The following is a 26,231-nucleotide window of genomic DNA, read 5'->3' on the forward strand; positions in this document are numbered from 1 at the left end:
TTCCGCCCCGGACTGTCCATCGCGGAACTGACCCAGCCCGGCCAGCCCGCCCAACGCATCTCCCTCCCGCGCCGCAGCCTCAAAGACTGCCTCGCCGAAGAACTCCGCCGCCTCGACCCCGACGAAGTTTTCGGCGAAGTGATTACTATTGGACTTCCACGTACCAATCTAAGGAGCGTCCGGCCCAGTGAGCGTTGAGCCCAGAGTAAGCATCCACCCTGATTCGTCCGTCCTGATGGCCGCCATCGCGGCGCGCCTGATCACCAAGCTGGTGGACGTGCAGGACAAGTACGGTGAGGCCACAGTGGTGCTGACCGGCGGCACAGTGGGCATCGGTACGCTGAAGGCTGTGGCGGACTCGCCGGCGGCGCCCGCCGTCGACTGGTCGAAGGTCAATTTTTGGTGGGGCGATGAGCGCTTCGTTGCGGCGGACGATCCCGACCGGAACACCAGGCAGGCATTTGATGCCCTGCTCGCGCACATTCCTGTTGACCTCGACAGGATCAACCAGCCTGCGTCCACGGACGACTTTGGCACCCCCGAGGAAGCCGCGGAGGACTACGCCCGGCGGCTACGGGAGGCAGCCGCGGCCGAACACGCCGCAGACATGTCGGATGACCGGCCCGATGAGGCAGGGCAGCTCCCCCGGCTGGACGTGGTGCTGCTTGGTGTTGGCCCGGACGCCCACGTGGCCTCGCTGTTCCCTGAGCAGGGCGGAATCCGGGAAAAGGAACGAACGGTGGTAGGTGTACGCAACTCGCCCAAGCCGCCGCCGCAGCGGATTTCCCTTACCCTGCCCGCCATCAACACTGCCGCTGAGGTCTGGATGGTGGTGGCCGGGGAGGACAAGGCCGGCGCCGTTGGCTTAGCGCTGGCCGGGGCCAACCCGGTGCAGGTGCCCGCGGCAGGACCCCGGGGAACGTCCCGTACGCTCTGGCTTATCGACGAAAACGCGGCATCAAGGGTCCCGCAGCAGCTCGTCCGGAAGGACGCGGCTGGCGCGTAGTTTTTCGAGCGCTCCGGCCAGGACATCTTCGGCGTCTTGGTCGGAGCGCCGCTCTTTAACGTACTCAAGGTGGCTCTTGTAGCCCTCTTCGAACTGTTCGTCCCGGGCAGCTTCCTGGCCGTCCCGCGACGCCGGGGCACCGCACCTCCGGCAATCCCAGCTGAGCGGGATCTGCTCATCGGGCAGTCGGAGAAAAACAAGGTGTGTCTCGTGGCCCTTGGCGCACCAATACGTGACCCGGATCCGGGGTACTCTTTCGCCCGAGGCAGCTTCGGACTGGTTCTTCGGACCGGAACCTTCGGTAACACCCACCCGGGTGCCGCGGAACGCTGACGCACTGTGTACCATCGGGACTCCTGGCTGCTTAAACGAAACTGTGGCTGTTGGAACCCAACAGCCACAGTTTAGTTCGGAGATTCCCGTGGCGGCAGTGCCGGACCACGATCAGTTGAGAGGCTAGGAGTCGCCTGCGCCGCTGAACCGCATCAACAGTCCCAGGGCGATGATCACGATGCCCCACGTGACGCCAAGGACCACGGTGAACCTGTTGAGGTTTCGCTCCGCTACGCCTGACGAGCTCAGGCCGGAACTCATACCGCCGCCGAACATGTCAGACAGCCCGCCGCCCCGTCCTTTGTGAAGCAGGATAAGGAATGTCAGCAGAAGGCTGGTGATACCCAGGAGAATCTGCAGAATGACATGAAGAACGTCCACGACGGCCTTTCAGAAGATTGGAATTGCGGGAGCCTGATGCTGCTGTCGGACTACTCCGTCAGCAGGTGACTCTCGAACCTGACAATATTAGCAAACTCCGCGGGGTCCAGGCTGGCCCCGCCCACCAACACGCCGTCAACGTCGCGTTCGTTCAGGATCGCCGCAACGTTGTTTGCCTTGACTGAACCGCCGTAGAGCAGCCGGATCTTCGCCGCAACGTCGTCCCCGAAGATGGTGGCGAGTTCGGCGCGGATGGCTGCGCACATTTCCTGCGCGTCTTCGGGTCCTGCGACTTCACCGGTGCCGATAGCCCAGACGGGCTCGTAGGCCACTACGAGCTCAGCAGCCTGTTCGGCGCTGAGACCGGCAACATCGGCACGCAACTGGGTCAGGGTGTGCTCAACGTGTGTACCAGCCTGCCGGATTTCCAGCCCTTCGCCGACGCACAGGACCGGGGTGACGGCATGCTTGTACGCTGCCTTGACCTTGGCGTTGAGCACCTCGTCTGATTCGTTGTGGATGGTGCGGCGTTCGCTGTGGCCCACCAGCACGTACCGGCACCCCAGCTTGTTGAGGAACTGGCCCGAGATGTCGCCGGTGTAGGCGCCGGAGTCGAACTGGGACAGGTCCTGCCCGCCGTAGGCAATGTTCAGTTCGTCGCCCTGGACCAGGGTCTGCACACCACGGAGGTCGGTGAACGGCGGAAAGACCGCAACCTCCACACGGCTGTAGTCGTGCTTGGCGTCGGACAGCGTCCAGGCCAGTTTCTGCAGGAGGGTGATGCCCTGGACATGGTCCATGTTCATCTTCCAGTTGCCCGCAATGAGAGGCGTGCGGTCAAAAGCGCCGTTCGTTGACGTAGTCACATGTTCTCCAATAAGTCTTGATATGTGTGCGGCCGGCAGGGTGCCCGCGGGCACCCTGCCGGCCGGAGGACTTGGCAGTCCAGGTTCCTAGCGGTCCAGGACGCTCAGTCCCGGGAGTTCCTTGCCTTCAAGATATTCCAGGCTGGCGCCGCCGCCGGTGGAAATGTGGCCGAACTGGTCATCCGCGAAGCCCAGGGTCCGGACGGCTGCTGCCGAGTCTCCGCCGCCCACAACAGTGAATGCGTCAGCTTCGGTGAGTGCCTTGGCCACTGCACGGGTTCCGCCGGAGAAGGCTTCGAATTCGAAGACACCCATGGGCCCGTTCCAGAACACCGTTTTGGCGCCCTTGATCCGGTCAGCGAAGGCTGCCGCAGAGTCCGGGCCGATGTCCAGGCCGATGCCCTGTGCCCCGAAGCTGCTGCCTTCGATGCCGTCCGCGGGGACGGTTTCGTGGTCTGCGTCGGCAGCGAACTTGCTGGCCACCACAACGTCGGTGGGCACGATGAATTCCGTGCCCGCGTCCGCTGCCCGCTTGAGGTAGTCCTGGACGACAGGGATCTGGTCCTGCTCCAAAAGGCTGCCGGCCACGCTGTGGCCTTCTGCCGCGAGGAAGGTAAAGAGCATGCCGCCGCCCACCAGGATGGTGTCGGCCTTGCCGATGAGGTTGTCGATGACTGCCAGCTTGTCGGAAACCTTGGACCCGCCGAGTACCACGACGTAAGGACGCTGCGTGTCAGCTGTCAGCTTCCGCAGGACCTCCACCTCGGTATGCACGAGGTCGCCCTGGTAGGACGGCAGCCGCGTGGCGACGTCGTAAACGCTGGCGTGCTTGCGGTGCACAGCGCCGAAGGCGTCGTCAACGTACGCGCCGTTGTCACCGGTCAGGGCCACCAGCTCGTCCGCGAAGGCGCCGCGTTCGGCGTCGTCCTTGCTGGTTTCGCGCCCATCGAAACGGACGTTCTCCAGCACAAGCACCTGGCCGTCCGCCAAGGAGGCGGCGAGCTCCTTCGCAGAGCTGCCCACCGTGTCACCGGCAAGGGTGACGCTGAACGGGGCGAGTTCCGCAAGGCGCGCTACGGCAGGCTTGAGGGAGTATTTGTCCTCGGGAGCGCCCTTCGGGCGTCCGAGGTGGGCTGTTACCAGCACGCGGGCACCGGCGTCCGTGAGCTTCGTCAGCACTGGCAGTGAGGCCTTGATGCGGCCGTCGTCAGTCACTGTAGAGCCGTCGAGCGGCACATTCAGGTCACTTCGAACCAGAATGTACCGCCCGCGGACACCTTCAGCGATCAGTTCGTTGAGGGTGTGGAATGTCATGTGTCTAACCCTAGCCCAGCTTGGCTGCGACAAGCTCCGTCAGGTCCACCAGGCGGTTGGAGTAGCCCCATTCGTTGTCATACCAGGAAACAACCTTGACCTGGTTGCCGATGACCTTGGTCAGGCCGGAGTCGAAGATGGACGACGCCGGGTCCCCGACGATGTCCGAGGAGACGATCGGAGCATCGGTGTAGGTCAGGATGCCCTGGAATTCGTCGGACTCGGCTGCCTTCTTCAGCGCCGCGTTGACTTCCTCAACGGTCGTCTCACGGGAGACGGTGACGGTGAGATCCGTGGCGGAGCCGGTGGGGACCGGGACGCGGATGGCGTAGCCGTCCAGCTTGCCCTTGAGCTCGGGCAGGACGAGGCCGATCGCCTTGGCTGCACCGGTGGAGGTGGGGACCATGTTGATGGCAGCGGCGCGGGCGCGGCGGAGGTCGTTGTGCGGGCCGTCCTGCAGGTTCTGGTCTGCCGTGTAGGCGTGGATGGTGGTCATCAGGCCACGCTCGATGCCGAAGGTGTCGTTGATGACCTTGGCCAGCGGGCCGAGGCAGTTGGTGGTGCAGGAAGCGTTGGAAATGATGTTGTGCGCCGCGTTGTCGTACAGGCCTTCATTGACGCCCATCACGATGGTGATGTCCTCATCCGAGGCGGGAGCGGAGATCAGGACCTTCTTGGCGCCGGCATCGATGTGCTTCTGCGCAGCCGCAGCCTTGGTGAAGAAGCCGGTGGACTCGATGACAATGTCAACTCCGAGTTCGCCCCAGGGCAGGTTGGCGGGATCGCGCTCGGCGAGAACCTTAATGATGTTGCCGTCGACAACAATGTTGCCGTCCTTGACCTCAACGGTTTCCTTCAGGCGGCCGCCGACGGAGTCGTACTTGAGCAGGTGGGCCAGTGCCTCTGGGCTGGTGAGATCGTTGACTGCCACGATCTCCAGGTCCGCGCCCTGTGCGAGTGCTGCGCGGAAGTAGTTGCGGCCGATGCGGCCGAAGCCGTTGATACCAATACGGGTCGTCACTTTTTCAGTCTCCTTGGTGCTTGATGAAGCACAACTAGTTAAGCGGGCGTTGAAGCCGACTAACAGATCCCGCACGCCATTGGGCAGAGATGATTAACAGAACGGAGGGCGACCAGCCACGTTGCTGAAGGCTGACCGCCTTCCGTGATCCATCTTACGTTTAAGTAGGTCCGCCCCCGCAAGTGCGGGGGCGGACCATCCACAATCCAGCCGAAATCACGCCGAAATGTGAACTTTGTTACACGCGGATGTACCGCAGGTCACTACGGCAGGGTAATGAGGCCCGTGGCGTTGGTGCGGGCGGCGTCGAAGCGCTTGGCGACGTCGGCCCAGTTGACGATGTTCCAGAAGGCCTTGACGTAGTCAGCCTTGACGTTGACGTAGTCCAGGTAGAACGCGTGCTCCCACATGTCGAGCATCAGCAGTGGCGTGGTGCCGAGTGCAACGTTGCCCTGCTGGTCGTAGAGCTGCTCGATGACCAGGTTGCCGCCGATCGGCTCGTAGGCCAGGAAACCCCAGCCCGATCCCTGCAGGCCAAGGGCGGCCGCTGAGAACTGGGCGCGGAAGGCGTCAAAGGAGCCGAACGCGTCGTCGATGGCCGCGGCCAGTTCGCCCTCGGGCTTGTCGCCGCCGTCCGGCGAAAGGTTCTTCCAGAACACCGAGTGGTTGACATGGCCGCCGGTGTGGAACGCGAGGTCCTTGGAAAGCCGGTTGATGTTGGCGAAGTCGCCCTTGTCGCGCGCTTCGGCCAGCTGCTTCAGCGCGTTGTTGGCGCCGGCAACGTAGGTTGCATGGTGCTTGCTGTGGTGCAGCTCCATGATGCGCGCCGAAATGTGCGGCTCAAGCGCGGCGTAGTCGTAGTCAAGTTCGGGCAGTACGTACTCGGTCACAAAATCCTCCAATATCGTGGACGGGTTCGTCCGGTTTGCTAACTCTCGGATTGTGCATCCGGATGACTGGCATCCGGAAAATCGTGGTGAACGCTCTGATTCTAGGACGCCGCTACTCGTCCAGCATTTCCGGCGTCACATTGGCGTCCGTGCCGGGGATGCCGAGGTCGACGGCTCGTTTGTCCGCCATGGCCAGCAGCCGGCGGATCCGGCCGGCGATGGCGTCCTTGGTCATCACAGGATCGGCCAGGCGCCCCAGCTCATCCAGGCTGGCCTGCTTGTGGGCCACCCTGAGTTCGCCGGCGTATTTGAGGTGGTCCGGGACGTCGTCGCCCAGGATCTCCAGGGCGCGGTCCACCCGGGCGCCGGCCGCCACGGCTGCCTGGGCGGAGCGCCGCAGGTTGGCGTCGTCGAAGTTGGCGAGCCGGTTGGCGGTGGCACGGACCTCCTTGCGCATCCGGCGCTCCTCCCAGACCATCAGGGCGTCGTGGGCACCCATGCGGGTGAGCAGGGCAGCGATGGTGTCGCCGTCGCGGATGACCACGCGGTCCACTCCCCTGACTTCGCGCGCCTTCGCCTGGATGCCGAGGCGGCGGGCAGCACCCACAAGGGCCAGGGCTGATTCGGGTCCCGGGCAGGTGACCTCCATGGAGGACGAGCGGCCCGGTTCGGTGAGCGAACCGTGGGCCAGGAAGGCGCCGCGCCACACGGCCTCCGCATCAGCGGCGGAGCCGTTGACAACCGCTGACGGCAGGCCCCGCACCGGACGCCCGCGGCCGTCCAGGAGCCCGGTCTGCCGGGCCAGTGATTCTCCATCCCGGACTACGCGCACCACGTAGCGGCTGCTGCGGCGCAGGCCACCGGCGGACACCACGATGATTTCACTTTGGTGGCCGTAAACCTCGGCGATGGCTGCGCGCAGGCGGCGGGCGGTGGACGCGAGGTCCACCTCCGCCTCGATCACGATCCGGCCGGAGATGATGTGCAGCCCGCCGGCGAACCGGAGCATCGCCGAAACCTCAGCCTTGCGCACCGAGGATTTTTTGATGTCCAGTCGGGACAGTTCTTCCTTGACCGATGATGTCAGTGCCATGGCACCTTCCTAACTGTTCCCAAAAATGTCGTGGTACGCCGCTGCCAGACGCAAAGGGTCATGGACGGGTCGGCGGCCCGACGCCCCCACTTTACCCAAGACAACCTCGGCTCCGATCATCGCGGCAGCTTTCTCGAATTCCTGCCGGTCGGGCACGGACGCGGGATCGGCCAGGACGACGTCGACGCTGAAGTCCGGCGCGTACCGGCGCAGGGCGTGGAGGTGGTCGGCTGCCGTCATGCCGGTGGTCTCTTTGGTGTCGGTGGCCAGGTTCATGGTCAGGCAGCGTTTCGCGGCCGTTCCACTGAGGGCGTCACGCATTTCCGGGAGCAGCAGGTGCGGGAGCACGGAGGTGTACCAGGACCCCGGCCCCAGGATGATCCAGTCGGCCAGTTCGATGGCCGTGAGCGCCTCGGTGCATGCTGGTGCCTTTTCGGGCAGGAGCCTGACGTGCTCGAGCGAACCGGCCACGGCGCAGCGCGCCTGCCCCCGGACCGTCTGCAGGACCGATTCGCCGCTGGGTGTGGTGACGCGGATGTCGCCCTCGATGGTGAGCGGCACGGTGGACATCGGCAGGACCTGCCCGCGCGCCCCCAGCAGTGCACCGGCCCACTTGAGGCCCGCCACGGCGTCGCCGAGCAGTTCCCAGAGGGTGACAATGAGGAGGTTGCCGGTCGCGTGGTCATCGAGGGACCCGCCGCCGCCTTTCCCGGCCCGGAAGCGGTGCTGCATCACGTCGCGCCAGGTCCGGCCCCAGTCGGTGTCGTCGCATAATGCGGAGAGCGCCATGCGCAGGTCTCCGGGCGGGAGGACGCCGTACTCTTCGCGCAGACGCCCGGATGACCCGCCGTCGTCCGCCACTGTGACAATGGCGGTCAGTTCGGTGGTGAGCAGCCGCAGGGCCGACAGCGATGCTGACAGGCCGTGACCGCCGCCGAGCGCCACCACGTTGGGACCCTTGTCCTGCTGGCCGCCTGCCGTTCCGCCGGTAAGCGGTATCAACGGCAGCGGCCCGGTAAGCATCCCCATTACTCGCGGCCCAGGTCCCGGTGTGTTGTGGTGACCGTCACGCGGGGATACTGCGCAAGTTTCTTGGAAAGCTCGACGGCGACCGCCACCGAACGGTGTTTCCCGCCGGTGCAGCCCACGGCGATGGTGGCGTAGTGCTTGTTTTCGCGTCGGTAGCCGTCCAGGACCGGCTCAAGCGCCAGCACGTAGCGGTCCACAAAATTCTTGACCCCCTCGGCCTCGAGGACGTAATCGCTGACGTCCTTGTCCAGGCCGGTGTGGGGCCGCAGCTGCGGCACCCAGTGCGGGTTCGGGATGAACCGGACGTCCGCGACGTAGTTGGAATCAACCGGCAGCCCGTACTTGAAGCCGAAGCTCATCACGTTGAGCCGCAGGGCCACGGGCCCGGTCTCGCTGAAAAGTTCAGTTACGGCCGTCGCCAGGCCGTGGACGTTGTAATCGGAAGTGTCCAGAACGACGTCGGAGCTCTCCCGCAGCTCCTTAAGCACCTCACGCTCGGCTGCTATGCCGTCGAGGATCCGGCCGCCTTCCTGGAGGGGATGGGGCCTGCGGCCCTGCTCGAAGCGGCGGACCAGGACGTCGTCATTGGCGTCCAGGAACAAGACCCGGAACGTGACCCCGCTGGCCGCCAAGGCGCCCAGCGTGGCCCGCATGTCGGCAAAGAGGCCCTTGCTGCGCACGTCCATCACCACGGCCAGGCGCGGAATGGACTGCGGCGCGTGGGACACCAGTTCGGCGAGGGTGCCCAGCATCTGCGGCGGCAGGTTTTCGACGACGTACCAACCGTGGTCCTCCAACGCGTCCGCGGCGGTGCTGCGCCCCGCGCCGGACATGCCTGTGACCACCAGCAGTTCCGCTTCGAGGGGCTTGATCGGCGTGAAGCCGTCCTGCCCCGTCCCGGATTCCGCCGTTGAATCTGTCATTCGTTCCGCCCCGTTTCTGTCCTGATCCAGCATGCAACCGCGTCGGCGGAAACCTGCGTGTCTTACCCTACCTAGGTTTCAATGATTTCGCCGGTGGTCATGTTGACCGCCGGAACCGTCCCGCCGGCAGTTTCCTCGGCATTGAAGTGGGACACGATGGCGCTGGCCAGGGACGGACCGATGCCCTTGGCGGCCGTGAGCTCAGCCTCGGTGGCTGCCTTCACGCCCTTGATGGAGCCGAAGTGGGCCACCAGGGCCTTGCGCTTGGACTCGCCCAGGCCCGGCACTCCGTCCAGGGCCGAGAGGGTCATGGCCTTGCCGCGCTTCTGCCGGTGGAAGGTGATGGCGAAGCGGTGTGCTTCGTCGCGGATCCGCTGCAGCAGGTAGAGGCCCTGGGACGTCCGCGGCAGGATCACCGGGAAGTCGCTGTCCGGAAGCCAGACTTCCTCGAGCCGCTTGGCCAGGCCCACCACGTACACATCATCGATGCCCAGGTCAGCCAGCGCCCGGGCCGCCGCGTTCACCTGGGGCTGGCCGCCGTCGACCACCACCAGGTTTGGCGGGTAGGCGAACTTCGCCCGCGGGGCCGCCGTGGTGGTGTCCAGGACCGCAGCGTCCGCCGCCGCATCCAGCGCCGCCTGGTGCCCGGTGAGTGCCGCCGCCTCAACCTGCGCCACCTTGTCCTGCACGTAATAGCGGAAACGCCGGGTCAGGACATCGTGCATGGCCGCGGTGTCGTCTGCCGCCGCAGGCCCGGTGACAGAGAATTTGCGGTAGTCGGACTTTTTGGGGAGCCCGTCTTCCACCACCACCATGGAGGCCACCACGTTGGTGCCCTGGACGTGGGAGACGTCATAACACTCAATCCGCAGCAACGCCACGGGCAGGTCCAAGGCCTCCTGCAGCTCCTGGAGAGCCTGCGAACGGACTGTCAGGTCGCCCGCCCGCCGGGTCTTGTGCAGTTTCAGGGCGTGCTCGGCATTCTCGCGGACAGTGGACATCAGTGCGGCCTTGTCGCCGCGCTGCGGCACCCTGACGTCCACCCTGGCTCCCCGGAGGCCGCCCAGCCATTCGGTCAGCTCGGCTGCGTTGCTGGGCGCAACCGGGACAAGGACTTCGCGCGGCAGCCGCCCGTGGCTGTCGCTGTCCTCGCCGTAAACCTGTTGGAGCAGGTGCTCCACCAGGTCGGGAGTGGTGGAGTCTTCCACTTTTTCCACAACCCAGCCCCGCTGGCCGCGGACCCGGCCGCCCCTGACGTGGAAGACCTGGACTGCGGCCTCGAGTTCGTCCTCGTGCAGGGCGAAGACGTCGGCATCGGTGTCTTCGGCTAGCACTACTGCGTTGCGTTCAAAGACTTTCCGCAGGGCGGAGATGTCATCCCGGAGCCGCGCCGCACGCTCGTAGTCGAGGGTGGACACTGCTTCGGCCATTTGTTTTTCGAGTTTTGAGATGAAGCGCTTGGCTTCGCCGCCCATGAAGGAACAGAAGTCCTCGGCCAGGGCGCGGTGCTCCTCCGGGGTCACGCGGCCGACGCAGGGCGCGGAGCATTTGTCGATGTAACCCAGGAGGCAGGGGCGGCCGCTGGCTTGGGCCCGTTTGAGCACGCCAGCGCTGCAGCTTCGGACGGGGAAGACGCGCAGGAGCGTGTCCATGGTTTCCCTGATGGCTCCGGCCGTATAGGGGCCGAAGTACCGGGTGCCCTTGCGCCGGTCCCCCCGCATCACCTGGACCCTGGGAAGCTTTTCGCTCATGGTCAGGGCCAGGTAAGGATAGGTTTTGTCGTCGCGGAAAACCACGTTGAAGCGAGGCTTGAATTCCTTGATCCAGGTGTATTCGAGCTGCAGGGACTCCAGTTCGCTTCCCACCACGGTCCACTCCACGCTGCTGGCGGCATAGACCATTGCATGGGTTTTCGGCAGCAGGCCTGCCGGGTTCGCGAAATAGGAGTTCAGGCGGGAGCGGAGGTTCTTTGCCTTGCCCACGTAGATGACCCGGCCATGAGGATCGCGGAACCGGTACACCCCCGGGTTGGTGGGAATTTCACCCGTCTGGGGCCTGTAAGTTGCTGGATCTGCCACTACTTCAGTCTACTGATCCTTAGTCCGTGGCCTTGCTCTGGTTGTAGCTGGTGGAACGTTCCTGGCCGCTGAGTTCGGCGATGGCGTCCATGATCCGGTCCGTCACCTGCCGGCGTGCCGGCAGTGAGTGGTCCGGGCCGGTCTTGTCGAAGTACAGCGGCTCACCAACCTTCATGGTGAAATGATGCGGCTTAAAGCCCTTCTCACCGGCAGGCTGCAGGTTCTCCGTCCCGATCAGTCCAACGGGGATCACGGGAGCTCCGGTTGCCAGGGCAAGCCAGCCCACGCCGGTGCGCCCGCGGTAGAGAATGCCGTCCCGCGACCGGGTGCCTTCAGGGTAAATGCCGATGCCCTTGCCCGCCTCCAGGATGTCCATGAGGGTCTTGAGCGCCTGGACGCTGGCTGCCTGCTCGCCGCGCTCCACGGGGATGGAGCCGACGGACTCGAAGAAGGATTTCATGACCTTCCCCTTCACGCCACCGGTGGTGAAGTACTCGGCCTTGGCGAAGAAGGCCACGGGCCGCGGCATCAGTGCCTGGACAATGACGCTGTCAAAGAAGGAAAGATGGTTGGGGGCCACAATGAAGGGCCCCTCTTTTGGAACGTTTTCAAGGCCGACGACGGTGGGCCGGCAGGTGCCCGCGACGAGCCCGCGAAATGTCCAGCGGACCGCCTCAAACAATGCCATCGTTGCGCACCTCACTCATCGCAGCAGTGTGGATGGCTTCGAGCCGTTCGATGGCGGCGACCATGTCAGCGGTGTTTTCCACTACGGTGACGGCACCGGCTACCTCCAGTTCGCCGTCGGGGGCGAAGCCCCAACCAACACCGATGCAGTCGAGACCGTTCGCGATGGCGCCGGCAACATCCTGGGCGCGGTCCCCCACCATCACGGCGTGTTGGGTGGACAAGTCAGCCAGGGCGGCAGCGATGATGTCAGCTTTGCCAACCGGACCCTCCGTGGAGGTCTCGTCATCCGCGGAACCCCTGATGGTCTGGAACAGGGCGGCGATACCGTGGTGCTGCAGCACAATCTGCGCCAGCCCTTCGGGCTTCTGGGTTGCAACGGCCACGGGCCTGCCCGCTTCCGCAAACCCCTCCAGCACGGCCTTGATCCCGGGGTACAGGCGACTCTGCGCGATGCCCGTCGCCAGGTAGTGCTGCCGGTACAGCCGGATGACGTCGTCCAGCTTGTCCGCCGGCACCATGGCAACAGTGAGGAGCGAATCGCTGAGTTTGGGGCCGATCATCGCGGCCAGCAGGTCGGGGTCGGGAACCGGGAGGCCGGAGGCCGCCAGGGCCGCCGCGATGCCGTCGGTTATTCCGCCTGCCGGATCGACAAGAGTGCCGTCCAGGTCAAAGATCACGGGCACTGTTGTTTGAGTCACCGGCTTAGTTTCTCACGACACCGCGCATGGCAGAAACTCGCATGCCCGACACGGCATACTTCCTTGCGGACGGGCCCTAGGCCAAAATCTCCGCAAGGAAGGACGCAGTGTGGCTCGTGGTCGATTTCGCCACCTGTTCAGGGGTGCCCGTGGCCACCACCTGGCCGCCGCCGGAGCCGCCGTCAGGGCCAAGATCCACGATCCAGTCGGCACTCTTGATGACGTCCAGGTTGTGCTCGATGGTGATGACGGTGTTCCCCTTGTCCACGAGGCCCTGCAGCACCATCAGGAGCTTGCGGATGTCCTCGAAGTGGAGGCCCGTGGTCGGTTCGTCGAGGACGTAGACGCTGCGCCCGTTGGAGCGCTTCTGCAGTTCCGCTGCCAGCTTGACGCGCTGGGCCTCGCCGCCTGACAGCGTGGTGGCCGGCTGACCCAGCCGGACGTAGCCCAGGCCAACGTCCACCAGCGTGTTCAGGTGCCGGGCGATGGGCGAGAAAGCCGCAAAGAACTCCGCTCCCTCCTCGATGGGCATGTTCAGGACATCCGCAATGGTTTTGCCCTTGTAGTGCACCTCCAGGGTTTCGCGGTTGTAGCGCGCACCGTGGCAGACCTCGCATGGCACGTAAACGTCGGGCAGGAAGTTCATCTCGATCTTGAGCGTGCCATCGCCTGAGCAGGCTTCGCAGCGGCCGCCCTTGACGTTGAACGAGAACCGGCCCGGCAGGTAACCCCGGACCTTCGCCTCGGTGGTCTCCGCGAAGAGCTTGCGGATGTTGTCAAACACGCCGGTGTACGTTGCCGGGTTGGACCGGGGGGTTCGGCCGATCGGGCTCTGGTCCACGTGGACCACCTTGTCCAGGTGCTCCAGGCCCTGGATGCTCTTGTGGCGTCCGGCAACCTGCTTGGCGCCGTTGAGCTTGTTGGCCAGCACCTTGTACAGGATTTCGTTGACCAGGGTGGACTTGCCGGAGCCGCTGACGCCGGTTACCGCCGTGAAGAGCCCCAGCGGGAACGCCGCGTCCACGTTCACCAGGTTGTTTTCCCGCGCGCCGATTACCTTGAGCTCGCGCTTCTTGTCGTATTTGCGGCGCTTTTTGGGAACTTCGATTTTCTTGCGGCCGGACAGGTAATCGCCGGTCAGTGAGTTGGTGTTCTCGAGAAGCTCTTTGTACGAACCCGAATGCACCACCTGGCCGCCGTGTTCGCCGGCGCCGGGACCGATGTCCACGATCCAGTCAGCCACATGGATGGTGTCTTCGTCGTGCTCCACCACAATCAGGGTGTTACCCATGTCCCGCAGCCGGGTCAGGGTTTCGATGAGCCGGCGGTTGTCCCGCTGGTGGAGGCCGATGGAGGGCTCGTCGAGGACATACAGGACCCCCACCAGGCCGGAGCCGATCTGCGTGGCGAGGCGGATGCGCTGGGCTTCGCCGCCGGACAGAGTGGCGGAGGGCCGCTCGAGGTTGAGGTATTCGAGCCCGACATCGAGCAGGAAGGTCAGCCTGGCTTGGATTTCCTTGAGCACCTGATGGGCGATCTGGGCTTCCCGGCCGGTCAGGACCAGGTTGTTCAGGAAGTCTGCGCACGCCCGCATGGGCATGGCGGCGACGTCCGCAATGGACTTGCCGTTGATCAGCACGGACAGGGACGCGGGGTTCAACCGGGCGCCGTTGCAGGCCGGGCAGGGGATCTGCCGCATGTACTCCTCGTAGCGGTCACGGGCCCAGTCCGAATCCGTCTCACCGTGCTTCCGGTGGACATACTGGATGGCACCTTCGAAGCCGGTGCTGTACTTCCGTTCACGTCCGAACCGGTTCTTGTACTGCACAACCACCTTATGGTCCTTGCCGTGCAGGACGGTCTGGCGGACGTCCTTGCCCAGCTTCTCCCACGGCGTGGCCATGGAGAAACCCAGTTCCTTGGCAAGCCCATCCAGCAGGCGGTTCCAATACTCAGTGGTTGCCGTTCCCAGCGACCAGGGCGCGATGGCGCCTTCAGCCAGCGACAGCTCCGGGTTGGGGACGATCAGTTCTTCATCCACCTCGAGCCGTGTGCCGATGCCGCTGCAGGCCGCGCAGGCCCCGAACGGATTGTTGAAGGAGAACGAGCGCGGCTCGATCTCGTCGATGGCCAGGGGATGCTCGTTGGGGCAGGCAAGGTTCTCAGAAAACGCACGAAGCCTTTCGGGGGCGTCCGCAGCCACGTCCACGAACTCCGCCAGCACGCGGCCCTCGGCAAGGCCCAGCGCCGTCTCGACCGAATCGGTGAGGCGCTGGCTGATGCCCTCCTTGACCACCAGCCGGTCAACCACCACTTCAATGGTGTGTTTGAACTGCTTCCCGAGTTTCGGCGGATCACTGAGCTGGACGAGCTCACCGTCCACGCGGGCGCGGGAGTAGCCCTTGGCGGTCAGTTCCTTGAAGAGGTCGACGAATTCGCCCTTGCGTCCCCTGACTACCGGCGCCAGGACCTGGAACCGCGTGCCGTCTTCAAGCTCGAGCAGCTGGTCCACAATCTGCTGCGGCGTCTGCCTGGCGACGACCTCGCCACAGACGGGGCAGTGCGGCCGTCCGACGCGCGCCCACAGCAGGCGCATGTAATCGTAAATTTCGGTGATGGTGCCCACGGTGGAGCGGGGGTTCTTGCTGGTGGACTTCTGGTCGATGGATACGGCCGGCGAGAGTCCCTCGATGAAGTCGACGTCCGGTTTGTCCACCTGGCCCAGGAACTGGCGGGCGTAGGCCGACAGCGACTCCACGTAGCGCCGCTGGCCCTCGGCAAAGATCGTGTCGAAGGCCAGGGATGATTTCCCGGATCCGGACAGCCCGGTGAAAACGATCATGGCGTCGCGGGGCAGGTCCAGGTCCACGTTCCGCAGGTTATGCTCCCGCGCCCCCTTGACGACCAGGCGGGAAAGGTCAGGACGGGCGGGCGTGGCTGCGCCCCGGGCGATGGTGACGGGGACGGACTGGACTGCTGATTCTTCAGCTACGGCTTTAGGCACCCACTAATGCTAATCGAAAACTTCTTCGAATTTCCATGCGGGCGGGTCAGTGGGCGTCGTAGGCGGCCGCCAGCAGCTTGACGGCTTCCGCAAACGTGGCCCCTTGGGCCCTCGCCACCGACGCGTAGGTGCCGGCGGCGGCAGAGAGCGCGTCCGCCCGCTCGTCACGCGCGCTGACGACGGTGCCGTTCCGGCCCTTGGTGGACACCACCCCGGCCGCCTCGAGCTCTTTATAGGCTCGTGCCACCGTGTGCGGGGCCACGTCGAGCAGCCCGGCCAGTGCACGGACCGCCGGAAGCCTGGTCCCGGGTGGCAGGTCACCGCTGTCAGCGAGCCGGATCACCTGCAGGCGCAGCTGCTCAAAGAGTGCCACGGTGCTGGCCTGGTTGGGCTTCCAGGTTCCGGGGAACGCAGCCGCGGCAGTCATCGTCCTGCCTCCAGTGTTCCTGCCCGGCCGGCGAACTGGGCCCTGTAGAGCCTTGAGTAGTGGCCGTTGGCAGCCAGCAGGTTCCGGTGGGTTCCTTGCTCGGCGATGCGTCCGTGATCCATGACCAAGATTAGATCAGCGTCCCGGACCGTAGACAAACGGTGGGCTATGACGAAACTTGTTTTGCCCCGCCGCAATCTCTGCATGGCCTTGCGGATCAGAACCTCGATCCGCGAATCGACTGAGCTGGTGGCCTCATCGAGGATCAGCACCCCCCGGTCCGCGAGCTGTGCCCGGGCTATCGCGATGAGCTGGCGCTGCCCGTGGCTCAGGGGCCCGCCGCCGCTGTCCAGGACGGAGTCGTAGCCGGCCGGCATCGACCGCACAAAGTGGTCCAGGTGGCAGGCCTCCGCCGCCGCGGATATTTCAGCGTCCGTAGCCCCGGGACGGCCGTACTCGATGTTCTCCTTGATGGTGCCGGCAAACAGCCACGCATCCTGGAGCACTACCCCGAAACCCTCACGCAGGGTATCCCGGGGGATGGCGGCAATGTCGGTTCCGCCGATGGTGATCCGTCCGGCGTCAGGTTCGTAGAACCGCATGAGGAGATTCACAATAGTGGTCTTGCCTGCGCCGGTGTGCCCCACGATCGCCACGGTCTGGCCCGGCTCCACCGTGAACGACAGGTCCCGGATGACGGGCTCCTGGGCGTAGCCAAAGGTGACGTGGTCGAAGACGATCCGTCCGCCCAGCCTGGCGCGTTGGCCGGCTCTTGCGGGCTCAGCAGGAATTTCCTTGGCATCAAGGAGTTCGAAGACGCGGTGCGCCGAAGCCGCGCAGGACTGGATGACGTTCAACATTCCGCCAATCTGGCTCACGGGCTGCGTGAACAACCGGCTGAACTGGATAAACGCCAGGATTCCGCCAATGGTCATGGCACCGAGGGTGACCTGGAAGGCGCCCGCCACTGCGACTGCAATGTACGTCAGGTTGGAGATCAGGATCATCAGGGGCTGGACAAGCCCCGACGAATACTCGGCAAGGGCGGAGGCCCGCGCCAGGCGGCCGTTGCTCGCCCGGAAGACCGCCGCTGCCTGGTCCTGGTGTCCGAAGGCCATAATGACCTCGTGGCCGGTGACGAATTCCTCCACGTGCGCGTTCAGGGCGCCGGTTTCGGTCCACTGGCTCGCGAAATGTGCTTGGGATTTGCGGGCGACCAGAACCGTTATCAAGGTGGACACCGGCACGGAGACGAGGGCAATCAGCGCCAGGAGGGGAGATATCCAGAGCATCATGGCCAAGGCACCTGACAGCATCAGAACAGAGATGATCAGTTGTGTCAGGACCTGGCTCAGCGATTGCGAGATGTTATCGATGTCGTTGGTGACCCGGCTCAGGACGTCGCCGCGGGACTTCTCCTGAAAGTAGGTGGAGGGAAGCCGGTGCAGCTTTTCCTCCACGGATGCCCGGAGGCTGTACATCAGGCCCTGGACCGAGTCCGCGGTCAGCTTTCCCTGGATCCAGTTGAAAAGTGACGCCCCGGCATACATTAAGGCGACGACCGCCAGCAAACGTCCCAGCCGGTCATGCTCGAACACCCCGCTGTAAACGCCGTCCACCACGATATCCGTGGCGTCACCGAGGTAGTTCGGTGCGGCCACATTCAGCCCGGCAAAACAGCATGTGGCTGCCACGGCACCAAGCATCCGCCACCTGAACGGGTGCAGCAGGCCGAGCAATCGGCGCGTCGCCGGCCAGAACGTTTTGCGTACTCCCTCCGGGAGCGGCTCCGTCACGGCAGGCCCTCCAAGGCCAATTGGGACTCTGCGATTTCCCGGTAGGTTCTGGAAGTTTCCAACAATTCACGGTGGGTCCCCTGCGCCACCAGCCGGCCGTCGTCGAGCACCAATATCCGGTCCGCGCCCGCGACGGTGGAAATCCGTTCCGCCACCACGATCACTACGGCGTCGGCCAGGGTGTCCGCGAGGGCGTCCCTCAGCCGGTTCTCCGTGCCGAAATCGAGCGCGGAAAAGCTGTCATCAAAAAGGTAGATCGGTGCCCGCCGCACCAGCGCGCGCGCGATGCAGATTCGTTGGCGCTGGCCGCCGGAGAGGTTCGTTCCGCCTTGGCCGACTTCAGTGGCCATCCCCAGGGGCAGCTCGCGGACGAACCCTGCGGCCTGGGCCGTTTCCAGCGCCTCCCATAACTGACTGTCGCCGGCCGCAGGGTCGCCGATCCGCAGATTATGGGCAATGGTGCCGGTGAACAGATACGACCGCTGCGGGACCACAGCCATGGCCCGGCGGAGGACGTCCAACGGCAATGTGCGGATGTTCCGGCCGGCGACGGTGATGGTCCCAGCAGTGGTATCAAGGAACCGGGGCAGCAGGCCCAGAAGCGTTGATTTGCCGCTGCCGGTTGAGCCGACAATGGCAACGGTGGTGCCAGGACTTGCCGTAAAGCTGATGTTTTGGAGCACCGGGGTTTCGGCGCCGGGATAAGCGAAACGGACATCCGTGAAGGTGATGTCGCCTCTGCCGAAGGCTCCCCCGCCGCCCGCCGCGTCGTTGCCGTTCCCGCTGTCCGCGCCGGACCCGCTGTCCCGGACGGACGGCTGGGTGTCGAGCACCGCGTTGAGCCGCTCCGCGCACGCTGCGGCACGCGGTGCCGTGCTCAGTACGTACATGGCCATCATGATGGCGAGGAGAATCTGCATGATGTAGGCGATGAAGGCCGTGAGGGCCCCAATGTTCATTTCTCCCGAATACACCCGGTGTCCGCCGAACCACACCACGGCCACCGATGACAGGTTCACCACGATCATGATCAGCGGGAGCATTGCGGCAATGAGCAGGGCCGACTGCAGGTTGTTTCCTGTCAGGCTTGTGTTTGCCCGGGCAAAACGGCGTGCTTCATGTCCCTGCCTGACGAAGGAACGGATGACGTTGGCACCGATGATCTGCTCGCGCAGGATCTGCCCGGTACCGTCCAGCAACTCCTGGCCGTCGCGGTACAGAGGCACCAGGCGCCGGACGATCAGGTACATGATGAGCAGGAGCACAGGCATGATGATGATGACAATGCTCGAAAGCACAATGTCCTGCTGCCAGGCAAGATAAACCCCGCCCACGGCCATGACAGGCGCCGCTACCAGCATGGTAAACACCAGGACCGCGAACGACTGGATCTGCTGGGTGTCGTTGGTTGCCCTGGTGACGAGGCTCTGGGTGCCAAAGGCCGCCACCTCCTGGGAAGAAAGCGACTGGATTTTTGTGAAGACCTCAGCCCTCAACTGTTGGCCGACCGTCGTGGCCACCACAGCACAGAGATAGCCGGCGGCGACGGCGGCCCCCGCCTGGACAGCAGCCACCAGGGCCATATCGATGCCCAGCCGGAAAATCTCGGGGGTGTTGCCGGCCACGATGCCGTCATCGATGATGGCGGCGTTGATGGTGGGCAGGAGCAGAATGCCTGCGGTCTGCACCAGCTGGAGGGCGACGATGGCGGCAACCCGGCCCTTGTGGGCCGCGAACAACCTCATCAGTAGGGCGAAAAGCACTGCACCTCCTGGGTTGGTGGCGAGGCTGGATTCGCAGGGGATCCGATGAAGTTGCAGCTTGTGACCATCCCCAAGATTCCCCTTCTTATCGTCACCTGGTGTCGAACTCCACTATTAGTCACGTGACTATACGAGCCTTGTAAGATCGTCGATCGAATGGAGTTTAGGCGCTAAGTTGCTTTTGCGCTACGGCAAAGATTCGCCGGAAGGGAAAGACCGTGCCGTGGGGGGTCCCCGGGTAGGCAACCCGCAGCGCCGCAGCATATTCAGCTTCAAAAGCCCGTCCCTCCTCGACTGACAGGACCGCCAGCACCGGCCGCAGCGCCGTCCCCCGCACCCACTCAAGCACCGGATCCGCGCCTGGGAGGACCTGCTGATAAGTGGTTTCCCAGGTGTCCGCGGTGCAGCCCGCGTCCAGCATGATGCGGAGATAGTCGGCCGGCTCCCCCACCGATTCGCCTCCGCGGAGGACGTCCTTCAACAGGGGCCGCCAGCGGGCCGTAGCCGCCAGCTCCCGCATCAGCGTGTGGGACGGGGCGTTGAAGTTTCCGGCCACCTGCATTCCAAACCACGCCCCGGGCCGCAGCCCCGCCAGCCATCGCCCCAGCATTTCCTGGTGCCCGGGCACCCACTGCAGCGCAGCATTGGTGACCACCACGTCGGTTTCGGCGGCGGGCATCCACTGGGCGATATCGGCCAGTTCAAACGTCAGGCCGGGCTGCCCGCCGGCCTGCGTGGCAGCCTTGGTCAGCATCTCGGCAGACGAGTCGAGCCCTACGACTTTTGCGTCCGGCCACCGCTGGGCGAGGGTGGCCGTCAGGTTGCCGGGACCGCAGCCAAGATCCACCACCTGGCGGGGCCGGTCGGCATGGATCCGTCCCGTGAGGTCAAAAAACGGCCTGTCGCGGTAGTCGCCGAACTGGACGTACTTCAGGGGATCCCACTTCACGTTCGTCTCCATGATCTGTGCTGCCGGTCACTACCCGCGAGCCTAACCCCGTCGGGCCCGGATATCGGGCACCTGAGGGGCACTAAGCTGGAAATCAATGAAACTCGTTGACCAGCTGTCTGTCCTGTCCGCCTCGAACCGCCCGGGCGCAGGCATCGACCCGGACGCGCTCTACACCCGGTTCCTTGAGTGGACAGAAAGCCGTGGCTTGGAGCTGTACGCGGCCCAGGACGAGGCCATCATTGAACTGGCCACCGGCGCCAACGTCATTCTCGCTACACCCACGGGGTCGGGTAAATCGCTGGTTGCCATCGCTGCGCATTTCCAGGCCATGGCACGGGGGCAGCGCAGCTACTACACGGCCCCTATCAAAGCATTGGTCTCCGAGAAGTTCTTTGCCCTGTGTGACATCTTCGGCGCAGAAAACATCGGCATGATCACCGGTGATTCAGGCGTCAACCAGGACGCGCCCATCATCTGCTGCACGGCGGAAATCCTCGCGAACATCGCCCTGCGCGAAGGCGGGAGCGCGGACCTCGGCTCGGTGGTCATGGATGAATTCCATTTCTACTCCGACCCGCAGCGTGGCTGGGCGTGGCAGGTCCCCCTGTTGGAGCTCCCCCAGGCCCAGTTCCTCCTGATGTCCGCGACGCTGGGTGACGTCAGCCGTTTTGAGGAGGGAATCACCGAGCTCACTGGCCGTCCCACCACCACTGTCAGTTCGGCCGAACGCCCCATTCCGCTGCATTACTACTACCACGAGACTCCGGTCCACGAGACCCTTGAGGAGCTGCTCTCCACCCGCCAGGTGCCGGTTTATGTGGTGCATTTCAGTCAGATCGAGGCCATAGACCGGGCCCAGACGCTCATGAGCATCAACGTCTGCACGCGTGAGGAAAAGGACAAGATCGCGGAGCTGATCGCCAATTTCCGTTTCGCTGCCGGGTTCGGCAAAACCCTCAACCGGCTTGTCCGGCACGGCATCGGCGTCCATCACGCCGGCATGCTGCCGAAGTACCGGCGGTTGGTGGAACAGCTCGCCCAGGCCGGGCTGCTCAAGGTGATCTGCGGAACAGACACGTTGGGGGTGGGCATTAATGTGCCCATCCGTACCGTCCTGCTCACCGCGCTGAGCAAGTACGACGGCGTACGCACCCGGCTGCTCAACTCCCGGGAGTTCCATCAGATTGCCGGCCGGGCCGGGCGCGCCGGGTACGACACCGCCGGGACGGTGGTGGTCCAGGCGCCGGAGCACGTGACCGAGAACGTGAAAGCCATGGCGAAGGCCACGGCCAAGTTCGGGGATGACCAGAAGAAGCTCCGCCAGGTAGTCAGGAAGAAACCCCCCGAGGGTTTCGTGTCCTGGGGCGAACCAACGTTCAAGCGGCTTGTCGAGTCCGTGCCCGATCCGCTGAGCTCGAGTTTCAGCGTCACGCACTCGATGCTGATGAACCTGATGGAACGGCCAGGGGACCCGTTCGCCGCAGCGCGCCTGCTGCTGACCGAGAACCACGAGCCGCGGTCCTCACAGCTGCGGCTGATGAAACGCGCCCTGGGAATATACCGCGAGCTTCTTGCTGCCGAGGTGGTGGAACGCATTCCCGCGGCGGAACAGGGTGCAGACGGCAGGACAGTCCGGCTCACCGTCCACCTGCAGGCCAACTTTGCGCTGAACCAGCCGCTCTCGCCGTTTGCGCTGGCGGCGCTGGAGCTGCTTGACCCGGACGCGGCGTCGTACGCCCTGGACGTGGTGTCCGTGATCGAGTCGACCCTCGAAAAGCCCCGGCAGATCCTCTCCGCCCAGCAGAAGAAGGCCCGCGGGGAAGCCATCGCGGCTATGAAGGCGGACGGCATCGAGTACGACCAGCGGATGGCGATGCTGGAGGAGGTCACCTACCCGCAGCCGCTCGCCGAAATGCTGGGCGAAGCGTTCGAGGTCTACCGCAAGGCCGCGCCGTGGGTGGGCGACTTTGAGCTGGCGCCCAAGTCAGTGGTCCGGGACATGTACGAACGTGCCATGAACTTCGGCGAGTTCGTCCAGTTCTACGGCCTGGCCCGTTCCGAAGGAATCGTGCTGCGTTACCTCGCGGACTGCTTCAAAGCCCTGCGCCAGACGGTGCCACAGGACATGCTGCGGGAGGATCTCGAGGACCTCATTGCCTGGCTGGGCGAGCTGGTGCGGCAGGTGGATTCGAGCCTCCTGGACGAATGGGAGGAGCTGACCTCCGGCGCGGCACCCACCCCGCATGACGCTCCTCCTCCCCCGCCGCCGTCGCTGACGTCCAACATCCGTGCCTTCCGGGTGATGGTCCGCAACGAAATGTTCCGCCGCGTGGAACTGTTCGCCGACGAGGACGCGGCCGCGCTGGGCGAGCTCGACGCCGGCGCGGGCTGGGATGCCGACCGGTGGGAAGACGTCCTGGACGACTATTTTGACGAACACAACGACATCGGCACCGGGCCGGACGCCCGCGGCCCCGGGCTGCTCATCATTACCGAGGAACCAGGGCTCTGGAAGGTCCGGCAGATCTTCGACGATCCGGCACGCAACCATGACTGGGGCATCTCAGCCGAGGTGGACCTGGCGGCGTCGGACGAAACCGGAACCGCCGTGGTCCGGGTCACCGACGTCAACCGGCTTTAGGTGCCCGCGCCGTGGAGACCGTCCCCGACCTGACCGCCAGCCTGCGGGTCCTGGACGCCTTGAGGGCCCAGCCCGGGGCGCCGTGGGAGGGACCACGGAGATGGTGGCACGGTCCACTGGATGTTGAGGGCCTGGCCCTTGGCGCAGTCCAGGCAGCCGCCACAGCGCTGAACGCCCTGACTGCGACTCCCGGGCGATATGCCCTGGCCGCGGGTTCCACGGCCGCTGCCTTCGATTCGCTGGGGCACCTGCGGATCGCCGGCAAGAAACCGGAAGGTTTCGCTCCGCTATCGGGCTTCCGCCCCACCTCGGACGGCTGGATCCGGCTGCACGCGAACTATCCGCACCACGCGGCCCGGCTCATGTCCGCGCTCTCCGCCGGGACGCCACCGGACGTGGATCATGCCCTGCTGCGCATGACGTCCCTCGAAGCGGAGGAAGCCATCACGGCGAACCACGGTGTGGCCGCTGCCGTCCGCAGGCGCGGGGAATGGCTGGCGACCCCCATGCACGCGGCGGCCAGTGCCGGTCCGTGGATCCGCGTCTCCCGGCCGCCCGGGCCGTCCGTGCGGGACGTCCCGCTCCCGTCATGGAAGCCGTCGCCGGATCCCCTCAGTCCTTTGGCGGGGCTCAGGGTTCTGGACCTGACCCGCGTCATCGCCGGCCCCACCGCCACGCGCCTGCTGGGGGCCCTCGGTGCGGATGTCCTGCGCATCGACCCGCCGCACCTTCCGGAGCTGATCGACGCCTTCATTGACTCGGGCTTCGACAAACGCACCGCAGTGGCGGACTTCCGGAACCCCGCGGCGTTGGAGACCCTGAGGGGCCTGGTTGATTCTGCGGACGTGGTGGTCACCGGATACCGCGGCGGCGTACTCGACCGGTTCGGGCTGGGGGCTGAGTCGATGTTGTCGGCCCGGCCCGGCCTTGTGGTGGTCGCCCTCAGGGCCTGGGGTGACGGCGGCCCGTGGAACGGACGGCGCGGTTTCGACAGCCTGGTGCAGGCAGCGTGCGGGATCGCTGAAAGGTACGGCCACGCCGCCGGCAACGGGTGGATGCCCGGCGCGCTCCCGGTGCAGGCGCTGGATCACGCTACCGGTTACGGCCTGGCGGCAGCAGCCCTCGCGTTGCTGGCAGAGCGGCTCCAAAGCGGAATTGGCGGAGTGGCCCGGCTGTCCTTGGCCCGAACCGCTGAGGAATTGTTGCGGCTCCCGGACGTACGCGTCTCTGGTGGCACCCTGCCAGGACCGGACTTTCGCGTCATGGAGAGCCCGTATGGGAGCCTGCGTTTCGTGGGGCCGCCCATCCTGGCGGACGGGGCGCCGCTTGAATATGCAGCCAGCCCCGTCCGTTACGGCAGCTCCCAGCTCAGCTGGCGGTAGGCAGTCCGGCGGCACGCGGTTCAACGGACCCCTTGTAAACTCGACCCATGAGTGTAATCCGCCCCGCCACCCGGCAAGACGTCCCCGCCATCCTGCAGATGATCCATGAACTTGCGATCTACGAGAAGGAACCCGAGGCTGTCCGAAACACGCCGGAGATGCTGGCCGAGGTCCTGTTCGGTGAGAATCCCCGGGTGTTCGCCACCATGGCTGAAAACACTGGGGGCGAGGTCCAGGGGTTCGCGCTCTGGTTCCTGAACTACTCCACGTGGGAAGGCGTCCACGGCATCTACCTCGAGGACCTCTACGTCAGCCCGCACGCCCGCGGCGAAGGCCACGGCAAGGCGCTCCTGAAGCACCTGGCCGCCACCGCCGTCGAAAACGGCTACGCCCGGGTGGAATGGAGCGTCCTGGACTGGAACGAGCCGTCCATCAACTTCTACCGGAGCCTCGGCGCAAACCCCATGGACGGCTGGTCCACGTTCCGGCTGACCGGCGACGCGCTGGAGAGCTTTGGCAGCAACACGCGGGCAGCCGCACGTGCCTGAACAGGCCGCGGCCCCCGGAACCACACGCACGGCGCCTCCAGTGAGCCATACAGTCAAGGCCCGGCACGAATTCCGGGGCATGCGCACCGCCGAGCACTACTTCACCGTGCCGCTGGACCACTTCGCTCCGGCAACGGGTGACAGCGGCGCAGGGCCGGAGACCATCACTGTCTTTGCCCGGGAGTACGTCTCCTCGGACCACTCCAGGGCAAAGGCCGAAGACCTTCCCTGGCTGCTCTTCCTTCAGGGCGGTCCGGGCGGCCGCGGCAACAGGCTGGCTTCGCTTGGCGGCTGGAGCAAGGCAGCCGCCCGGGACTTCCGGATCCTCATGCTGGACCAGCGCGGCACCGGCCTTTCCTCACCCATCGACCGGAACTCCCTGCCGGTACGGGGAACAGCCGAGGCCCAGGCCGCCTATCTGGAGCACTTCCGCGCAGACTCCATCGTGGCCGATGCGGAGCTCATCCGTGCGGCGCTCGGCTCAGGGCCTTGGAGCATCTACGGACAAAGCTATGGCGGATTCTGCGCGCTCACGTACCTTTCGTTTGCCCCGGAAGGCCTCAGGGAAGCCCTCATCACCGGTGGCCTGGCGCCGCTGTCCGGGCATGCCGATGACGTTTACCGCGCCACCTTTGGGCGCGTCGCCGCACGCAACACCGAGTACTTCGATTGGTATCCGGAGGACCGCCTGGTGGTGGACCGGATCGCTGACCACCTGCGCCACGCCGACGAGTTCCTTCCCGACGGCGGCAGGCTGACCGTGGAACGCTTCCAGATGGTGGGCGCTTTCCTCGGCGGAAACACCCGCGTGGACGGCCTGCACTACCTCCTCGAGGGAGCCTTCACCGATACAGCCCACGGGCCCAGGCTGTCCGATGCATTCCTGGAGCAGGTGCAGGGACTAGTGTCACGCCTGGGCAATCCGCTCTATGCCCTGATGCACGAGTCCATCTATGGGCAGGGCCGGCCCACCGATTGGGCCGCTTGGCGTGTTCTGGGCGAGTACCCGGAATTCCGCCCGGACGCGGAACCGCTGCTGCTGACCGGCGAGATGGTGTACCCGTGGTACTTCGAGCAGGACGCGGCGCTGGAACCCCTGCGGGAGGTGGCCCATCTGCTCGCCGCCAAGCCTGACTGGAAGCCGCTGTATGACCGCCGGCGCCTGGCCGCCAACAGCGTGCCAACAGCGGCGGCGGTCTACCGCGACGATATTTACGTGGACCGCGATCTGTCGCTGGAAACCGCCGCCGCCGTGCGCGGCCTCCAGGTCTGGGAGACGGCGGAGTTCCACCATGACGGCATCTCCGACGACGGCGAGGCCATTTTCAGCCGCCTCCTGGGGATGGTGCGCCCGGCCGGCAGCTAAGTTGATATCCCGGCTGGCAGCTGAGACGAC

23 protein-coding genes are annotated in these 26,231 nt (G+C 65.2%); 6 read left to right on the top strand and 17 right to left on the bottom strand.

All coding sequences use genetic code 11. The annotated features are described in order from the left end of the window. Both IAQ70_RS09120 and pgl read left to right on the top strand, forming a co-directional pair. Positions 1-198: OpcA/G6PD domain-containing protein (locus IAQ70_RS09120; protein ID WP_190989002.1), on the top strand; the 198-nt coding region annotated here is incomplete at its 5' end. Further along, positions 188-1,006, top strand: coding sequence for a 6-phosphogluconolactonase (gene pgl, locus IAQ70_RS09125; protein WP_190989003.1), 819 nt, complete (start codon positions 188-190; stop codon positions 1,004-1,006). The genes IAQ70_RS09120 and pgl, both read left to right, overlap by 11 nt. Here pgl and IAQ70_RS09130 read toward each other — a convergent pair. The 17 genes from IAQ70_RS09130 to IAQ70_RS09210 form a co-directional block, all read right to left on the bottom strand. After that, positions 959-1,354 (bottom strand): RNA polymerase-binding protein RbpA, encoded by a 396-nt coding sequence (locus tag IAQ70_RS09130; RefSeq protein ID WP_190989004.1) that lies wholly within the window; start codon positions 1,352-1,354, stop codon positions 959-961. The two genes, pgl and IAQ70_RS09130, sit on opposite strands and share 48 nt — an antisense overlap. A 108-nt stretch (positions 1,355-1,462) precedes the next feature. Continuing rightward, complete coding sequence (gene secG, locus IAQ70_RS09135) at positions 1,463-1,720, bottom strand: preprotein translocase subunit SecG (protein ID WP_190989005.1); 258 nt, start codon at positions 1,718-1,720, stop codon at positions 1,463-1,465. Between the two features lie 50 nt (positions 1,721-1,770). After that, the gene (tpiA, locus tag IAQ70_RS09140; protein ID WP_190989006.1) at positions 1,771-2,586 is read right to left on the bottom strand and encodes a triose-phosphate isomerase; all 816 of its coding nucleotides are present in this window, start codon (positions 2,584-2,586) and stop codon (positions 1,771-1,773) included. Positions 2,587-2,673: 87 nt separating this feature from the next. Then, a complete protein-coding gene (locus tag IAQ70_RS09145) occupies positions 2,674-3,900 on the bottom strand; it encodes a phosphoglycerate kinase (RefSeq protein ID WP_190989007.1) in 1,227 nt (408 codons plus the stop codon). 10 nt (positions 3,901-3,910) lie between these two features. Next, a complete protein-coding gene (gene gap / locus IAQ70_RS09150) occupies positions 3,911-4,921 on the bottom strand; it encodes a type I glyceraldehyde-3-phosphate dehydrogenase (protein WP_190989008.1) in 1,011 nt (336 codons plus the stop codon). 263 nt (positions 4,922-5,184) lie between these two features. Next, positions 5,185-5,811, bottom strand: a complete 627-nt coding sequence (locus IAQ70_RS09155; RefSeq protein WP_190989009.1) for a superoxide dismutase — start codon at positions 5,809-5,811, stop codon at positions 5,185-5,187. 112 nt (positions 5,812-5,923) lie between these two features. Next, entirely contained in the window at positions 5,924-6,904 is a 981-nt protein-coding gene (gene whiA / locus IAQ70_RS09160) for a DNA-binding protein WhiA (RefSeq protein ID WP_190989010.1), read from the bottom strand. A 9-nt stretch (positions 6,905-6,913) separates the two neighbouring features. Continuing rightward, positions 6,914-7,933 (bottom strand): gluconeogenesis factor YvcK family protein, encoded by a 1,020-nt coding sequence (locus IAQ70_RS09165; RefSeq protein WP_190989011.1) that lies wholly within the window; start codon positions 7,931-7,933, stop codon positions 6,914-6,916. Next, entirely contained in the window at positions 7,933-8,856 is a 924-nt protein-coding gene (rapZ, locus tag IAQ70_RS09170; RefSeq protein WP_190989012.1) for an RNase adapter RapZ, read from the bottom strand. Before rapZ ends, IAQ70_RS09165 begins: the two co-directional genes overlap by 1 nt. 71 nt (positions 8,857-8,927) lie before the next feature. Further along, the gene (gene uvrC, locus IAQ70_RS09175; RefSeq protein WP_190989013.1) at positions 8,928-10,934 is read right to left on the bottom strand and encodes an excinuclease ABC subunit UvrC; all 2,007 of its coding nucleotides are present in this window, start codon (positions 10,932-10,934) and stop codon (positions 8,928-8,930) included. A 19-nt stretch (positions 10,935-10,953) separates the two neighbouring features. After that, positions 10,954-11,622: a lysophospholipid acyltransferase family protein gene (locus tag IAQ70_RS09180; RefSeq protein ID WP_190989014.1), complete on the bottom strand. Its 669-nt coding sequence runs from the start codon at positions 11,620-11,622 to the stop codon at positions 10,954-10,956. Then, positions 11,609-12,322, bottom strand: a complete 714-nt coding sequence (locus IAQ70_RS09185) for an HAD hydrolase-like protein (protein ID WP_190989015.1) — start codon at positions 12,320-12,322, stop codon at positions 11,609-11,611. Before IAQ70_RS09185 ends, IAQ70_RS09180 begins: the two co-directional genes overlap by 14 nt. A 76-nt stretch (positions 12,323-12,398) precedes the next feature. Beyond that, entirely contained in the window at positions 12,399-15,326 is a 2,928-nt protein-coding gene (gene uvrA / locus IAQ70_RS09190) for an excinuclease ABC subunit UvrA (RefSeq protein ID WP_190989016.1), read from the bottom strand. Positions 15,327-15,372: 46 nt separating this feature from the next. Next, positions 15,373-15,753, bottom strand: a complete 381-nt coding sequence (locus tag IAQ70_RS09195) for a GntR family transcriptional regulator (protein WP_190989017.1) — start codon at positions 15,751-15,753, stop codon at positions 15,373-15,375. Next, positions 15,750-17,459 (bottom strand): ABC transporter ATP-binding protein, encoded by a 1,710-nt coding sequence (locus IAQ70_RS09200; RefSeq protein ID WP_190989215.1) that lies wholly within the window; start codon positions 17,457-17,459, stop codon positions 15,750-15,752. Before IAQ70_RS09200 ends, IAQ70_RS09195 begins: the two co-directional genes overlap by 4 nt. 86 nt (positions 17,460-17,545) lie before the next feature. Next, positions 17,546-19,294: an ABC transporter ATP-binding protein gene (locus IAQ70_RS09205; protein ID WP_190989216.1), complete on the bottom strand. Its 1,749-nt coding sequence runs from the start codon at positions 19,292-19,294 to the stop codon at positions 17,546-17,548. A gap of 181 nt (positions 19,295-19,475) precedes the next feature. Continuing rightward, complete coding sequence (locus IAQ70_RS09210; protein WP_190989018.1) at positions 19,476-20,261, bottom strand: trans-aconitate 2-methyltransferase; 786 nt, start codon at positions 20,259-20,261, stop codon at positions 19,476-19,478. 97 nt (positions 20,262-20,358) lie between these two features. Between IAQ70_RS09210 and IAQ70_RS09215 the strand changes: the two genes are divergently transcribed. From IAQ70_RS09215 to IAQ70_RS09230, 4 genes are all read left to right on the top strand, one after another. Continuing rightward, on the top strand, positions 20,359-22,905 hold the full coding sequence (locus tag IAQ70_RS09215) for a DEAD/DEAH box helicase (RefSeq protein ID WP_190989019.1): 2,547 nt from the start codon (positions 20,359-20,361) through the stop codon (positions 22,903-22,905). A gap of 11 nt (positions 22,906-22,916) precedes the next feature. Further along, positions 22,917-24,287, top strand: coding sequence for a CoA transferase (locus IAQ70_RS09220; protein ID WP_190989020.1), 1,371 nt, complete (start codon positions 22,917-22,919; stop codon positions 24,285-24,287). 47 nt (positions 24,288-24,334) lie between these two features. Next, the gene (locus tag IAQ70_RS09225) at positions 24,335-24,835 is read left to right on the top strand and encodes a GNAT family N-acetyltransferase (protein ID WP_190989021.1); all 501 of its coding nucleotides are present in this window, start codon (positions 24,335-24,337) and stop codon (positions 24,833-24,835) included. Positions 24,836-24,914: 79 nt separating this feature from the next. Beyond that, a complete protein-coding gene (locus tag IAQ70_RS09230) occupies positions 24,915-26,201 on the top strand; it encodes an alpha/beta fold hydrolase (RefSeq protein ID WP_190989217.1) in 1,287 nt (428 codons plus the stop codon). Positions 26,202-26,231: the final 30 nt, after the last annotated feature.

Source organism: Pseudarthrobacter sulfonivorans (assembly GCF_014712225.1).
GTDB classification, from domain to species: domain Bacteria; phylum Actinomycetota; class Actinomycetes; order Actinomycetales; family Micrococcaceae; genus Arthrobacter; species Arthrobacter sulfonivorans.

Excerpts from the sequence above, each read along its gene's own strand:
- IAQ70_RS09130 (WP_190989004.1), bottom strand. The coding sequence starts at position 1,354 with ATGGTACACAGTGCGTCAGCGTTCCGCGGCACCCGGGTGGGTGTTACC.
- IAQ70_RS09145 (WP_190989007.1), bottom strand. The coding sequence starts at position 3,900 with ATGACATTCCACACCCTCAACGAACTGATCGCTGAAGGTGTCCGCGGG.
- whiA (WP_190989010.1), bottom strand. The coding sequence starts at position 6,904 with ATGGCACTGACATCATCGGTCAAGGAAGAACTGTCCCGACTGGACATC.
- IAQ70_RS09165 (WP_190989011.1), bottom strand. The coding sequence starts at position 7,933 with ATGGGGATGCTTACCGGGCCGCTGCCGTTGATACCGCTTACCGGCGGA.
- rapZ (WP_190989012.1), bottom strand. The coding sequence starts at position 8,856 with ATGACAGATTCAACGGCGGAATCCGGGACGGGGCAGGACGGCTTCACG.
- IAQ70_RS09180 (WP_190989014.1), bottom strand. The coding sequence starts at position 11,622 with ATGGCATTGTTTGAGGCGGTCCGCTGGACATTTCGCGGGCTCGTCGCG.
- IAQ70_RS09195 (WP_190989017.1), bottom strand. The coding sequence starts at position 15,753 with ATGACTGCCGCGGCTGCGTTCCCCGGAACCTGGAAGCCCAACCAGGCC.
- IAQ70_RS09200 (WP_190989215.1), bottom strand. The coding sequence starts at position 17,459 with ATGCTTGGTGCCGTGGCAGCCACATGCTGTTTTGCCGGGCTGAATGTG.
- IAQ70_RS09205 (WP_190989216.1), bottom strand. The coding sequence starts at position 19,294 with ATGAGGTTGTTCGCGGCCCACAAGGGCCGGGTTGCCGCCATCGTCGCC.
- IAQ70_RS09215 (WP_190989019.1), top strand. The coding sequence starts at position 20,359 with ATGAAACTCGTTGACCAGCTGTCTGTCCTGTCCGCCTCGAACCGCCCG.
- IAQ70_RS09225 (WP_190989021.1), top strand. The coding sequence starts at position 24,335 with ATGAGTGTAATCCGCCCCGCCACCCGGCAAGACGTCCCCGCCATCCTG.
- IAQ70_RS09230 (WP_190989217.1), top strand. The coding sequence starts at position 24,915 with ATGCGCACCGCCGAGCACTACTTCACCGTGCCGCTGGACCACTTCGCT.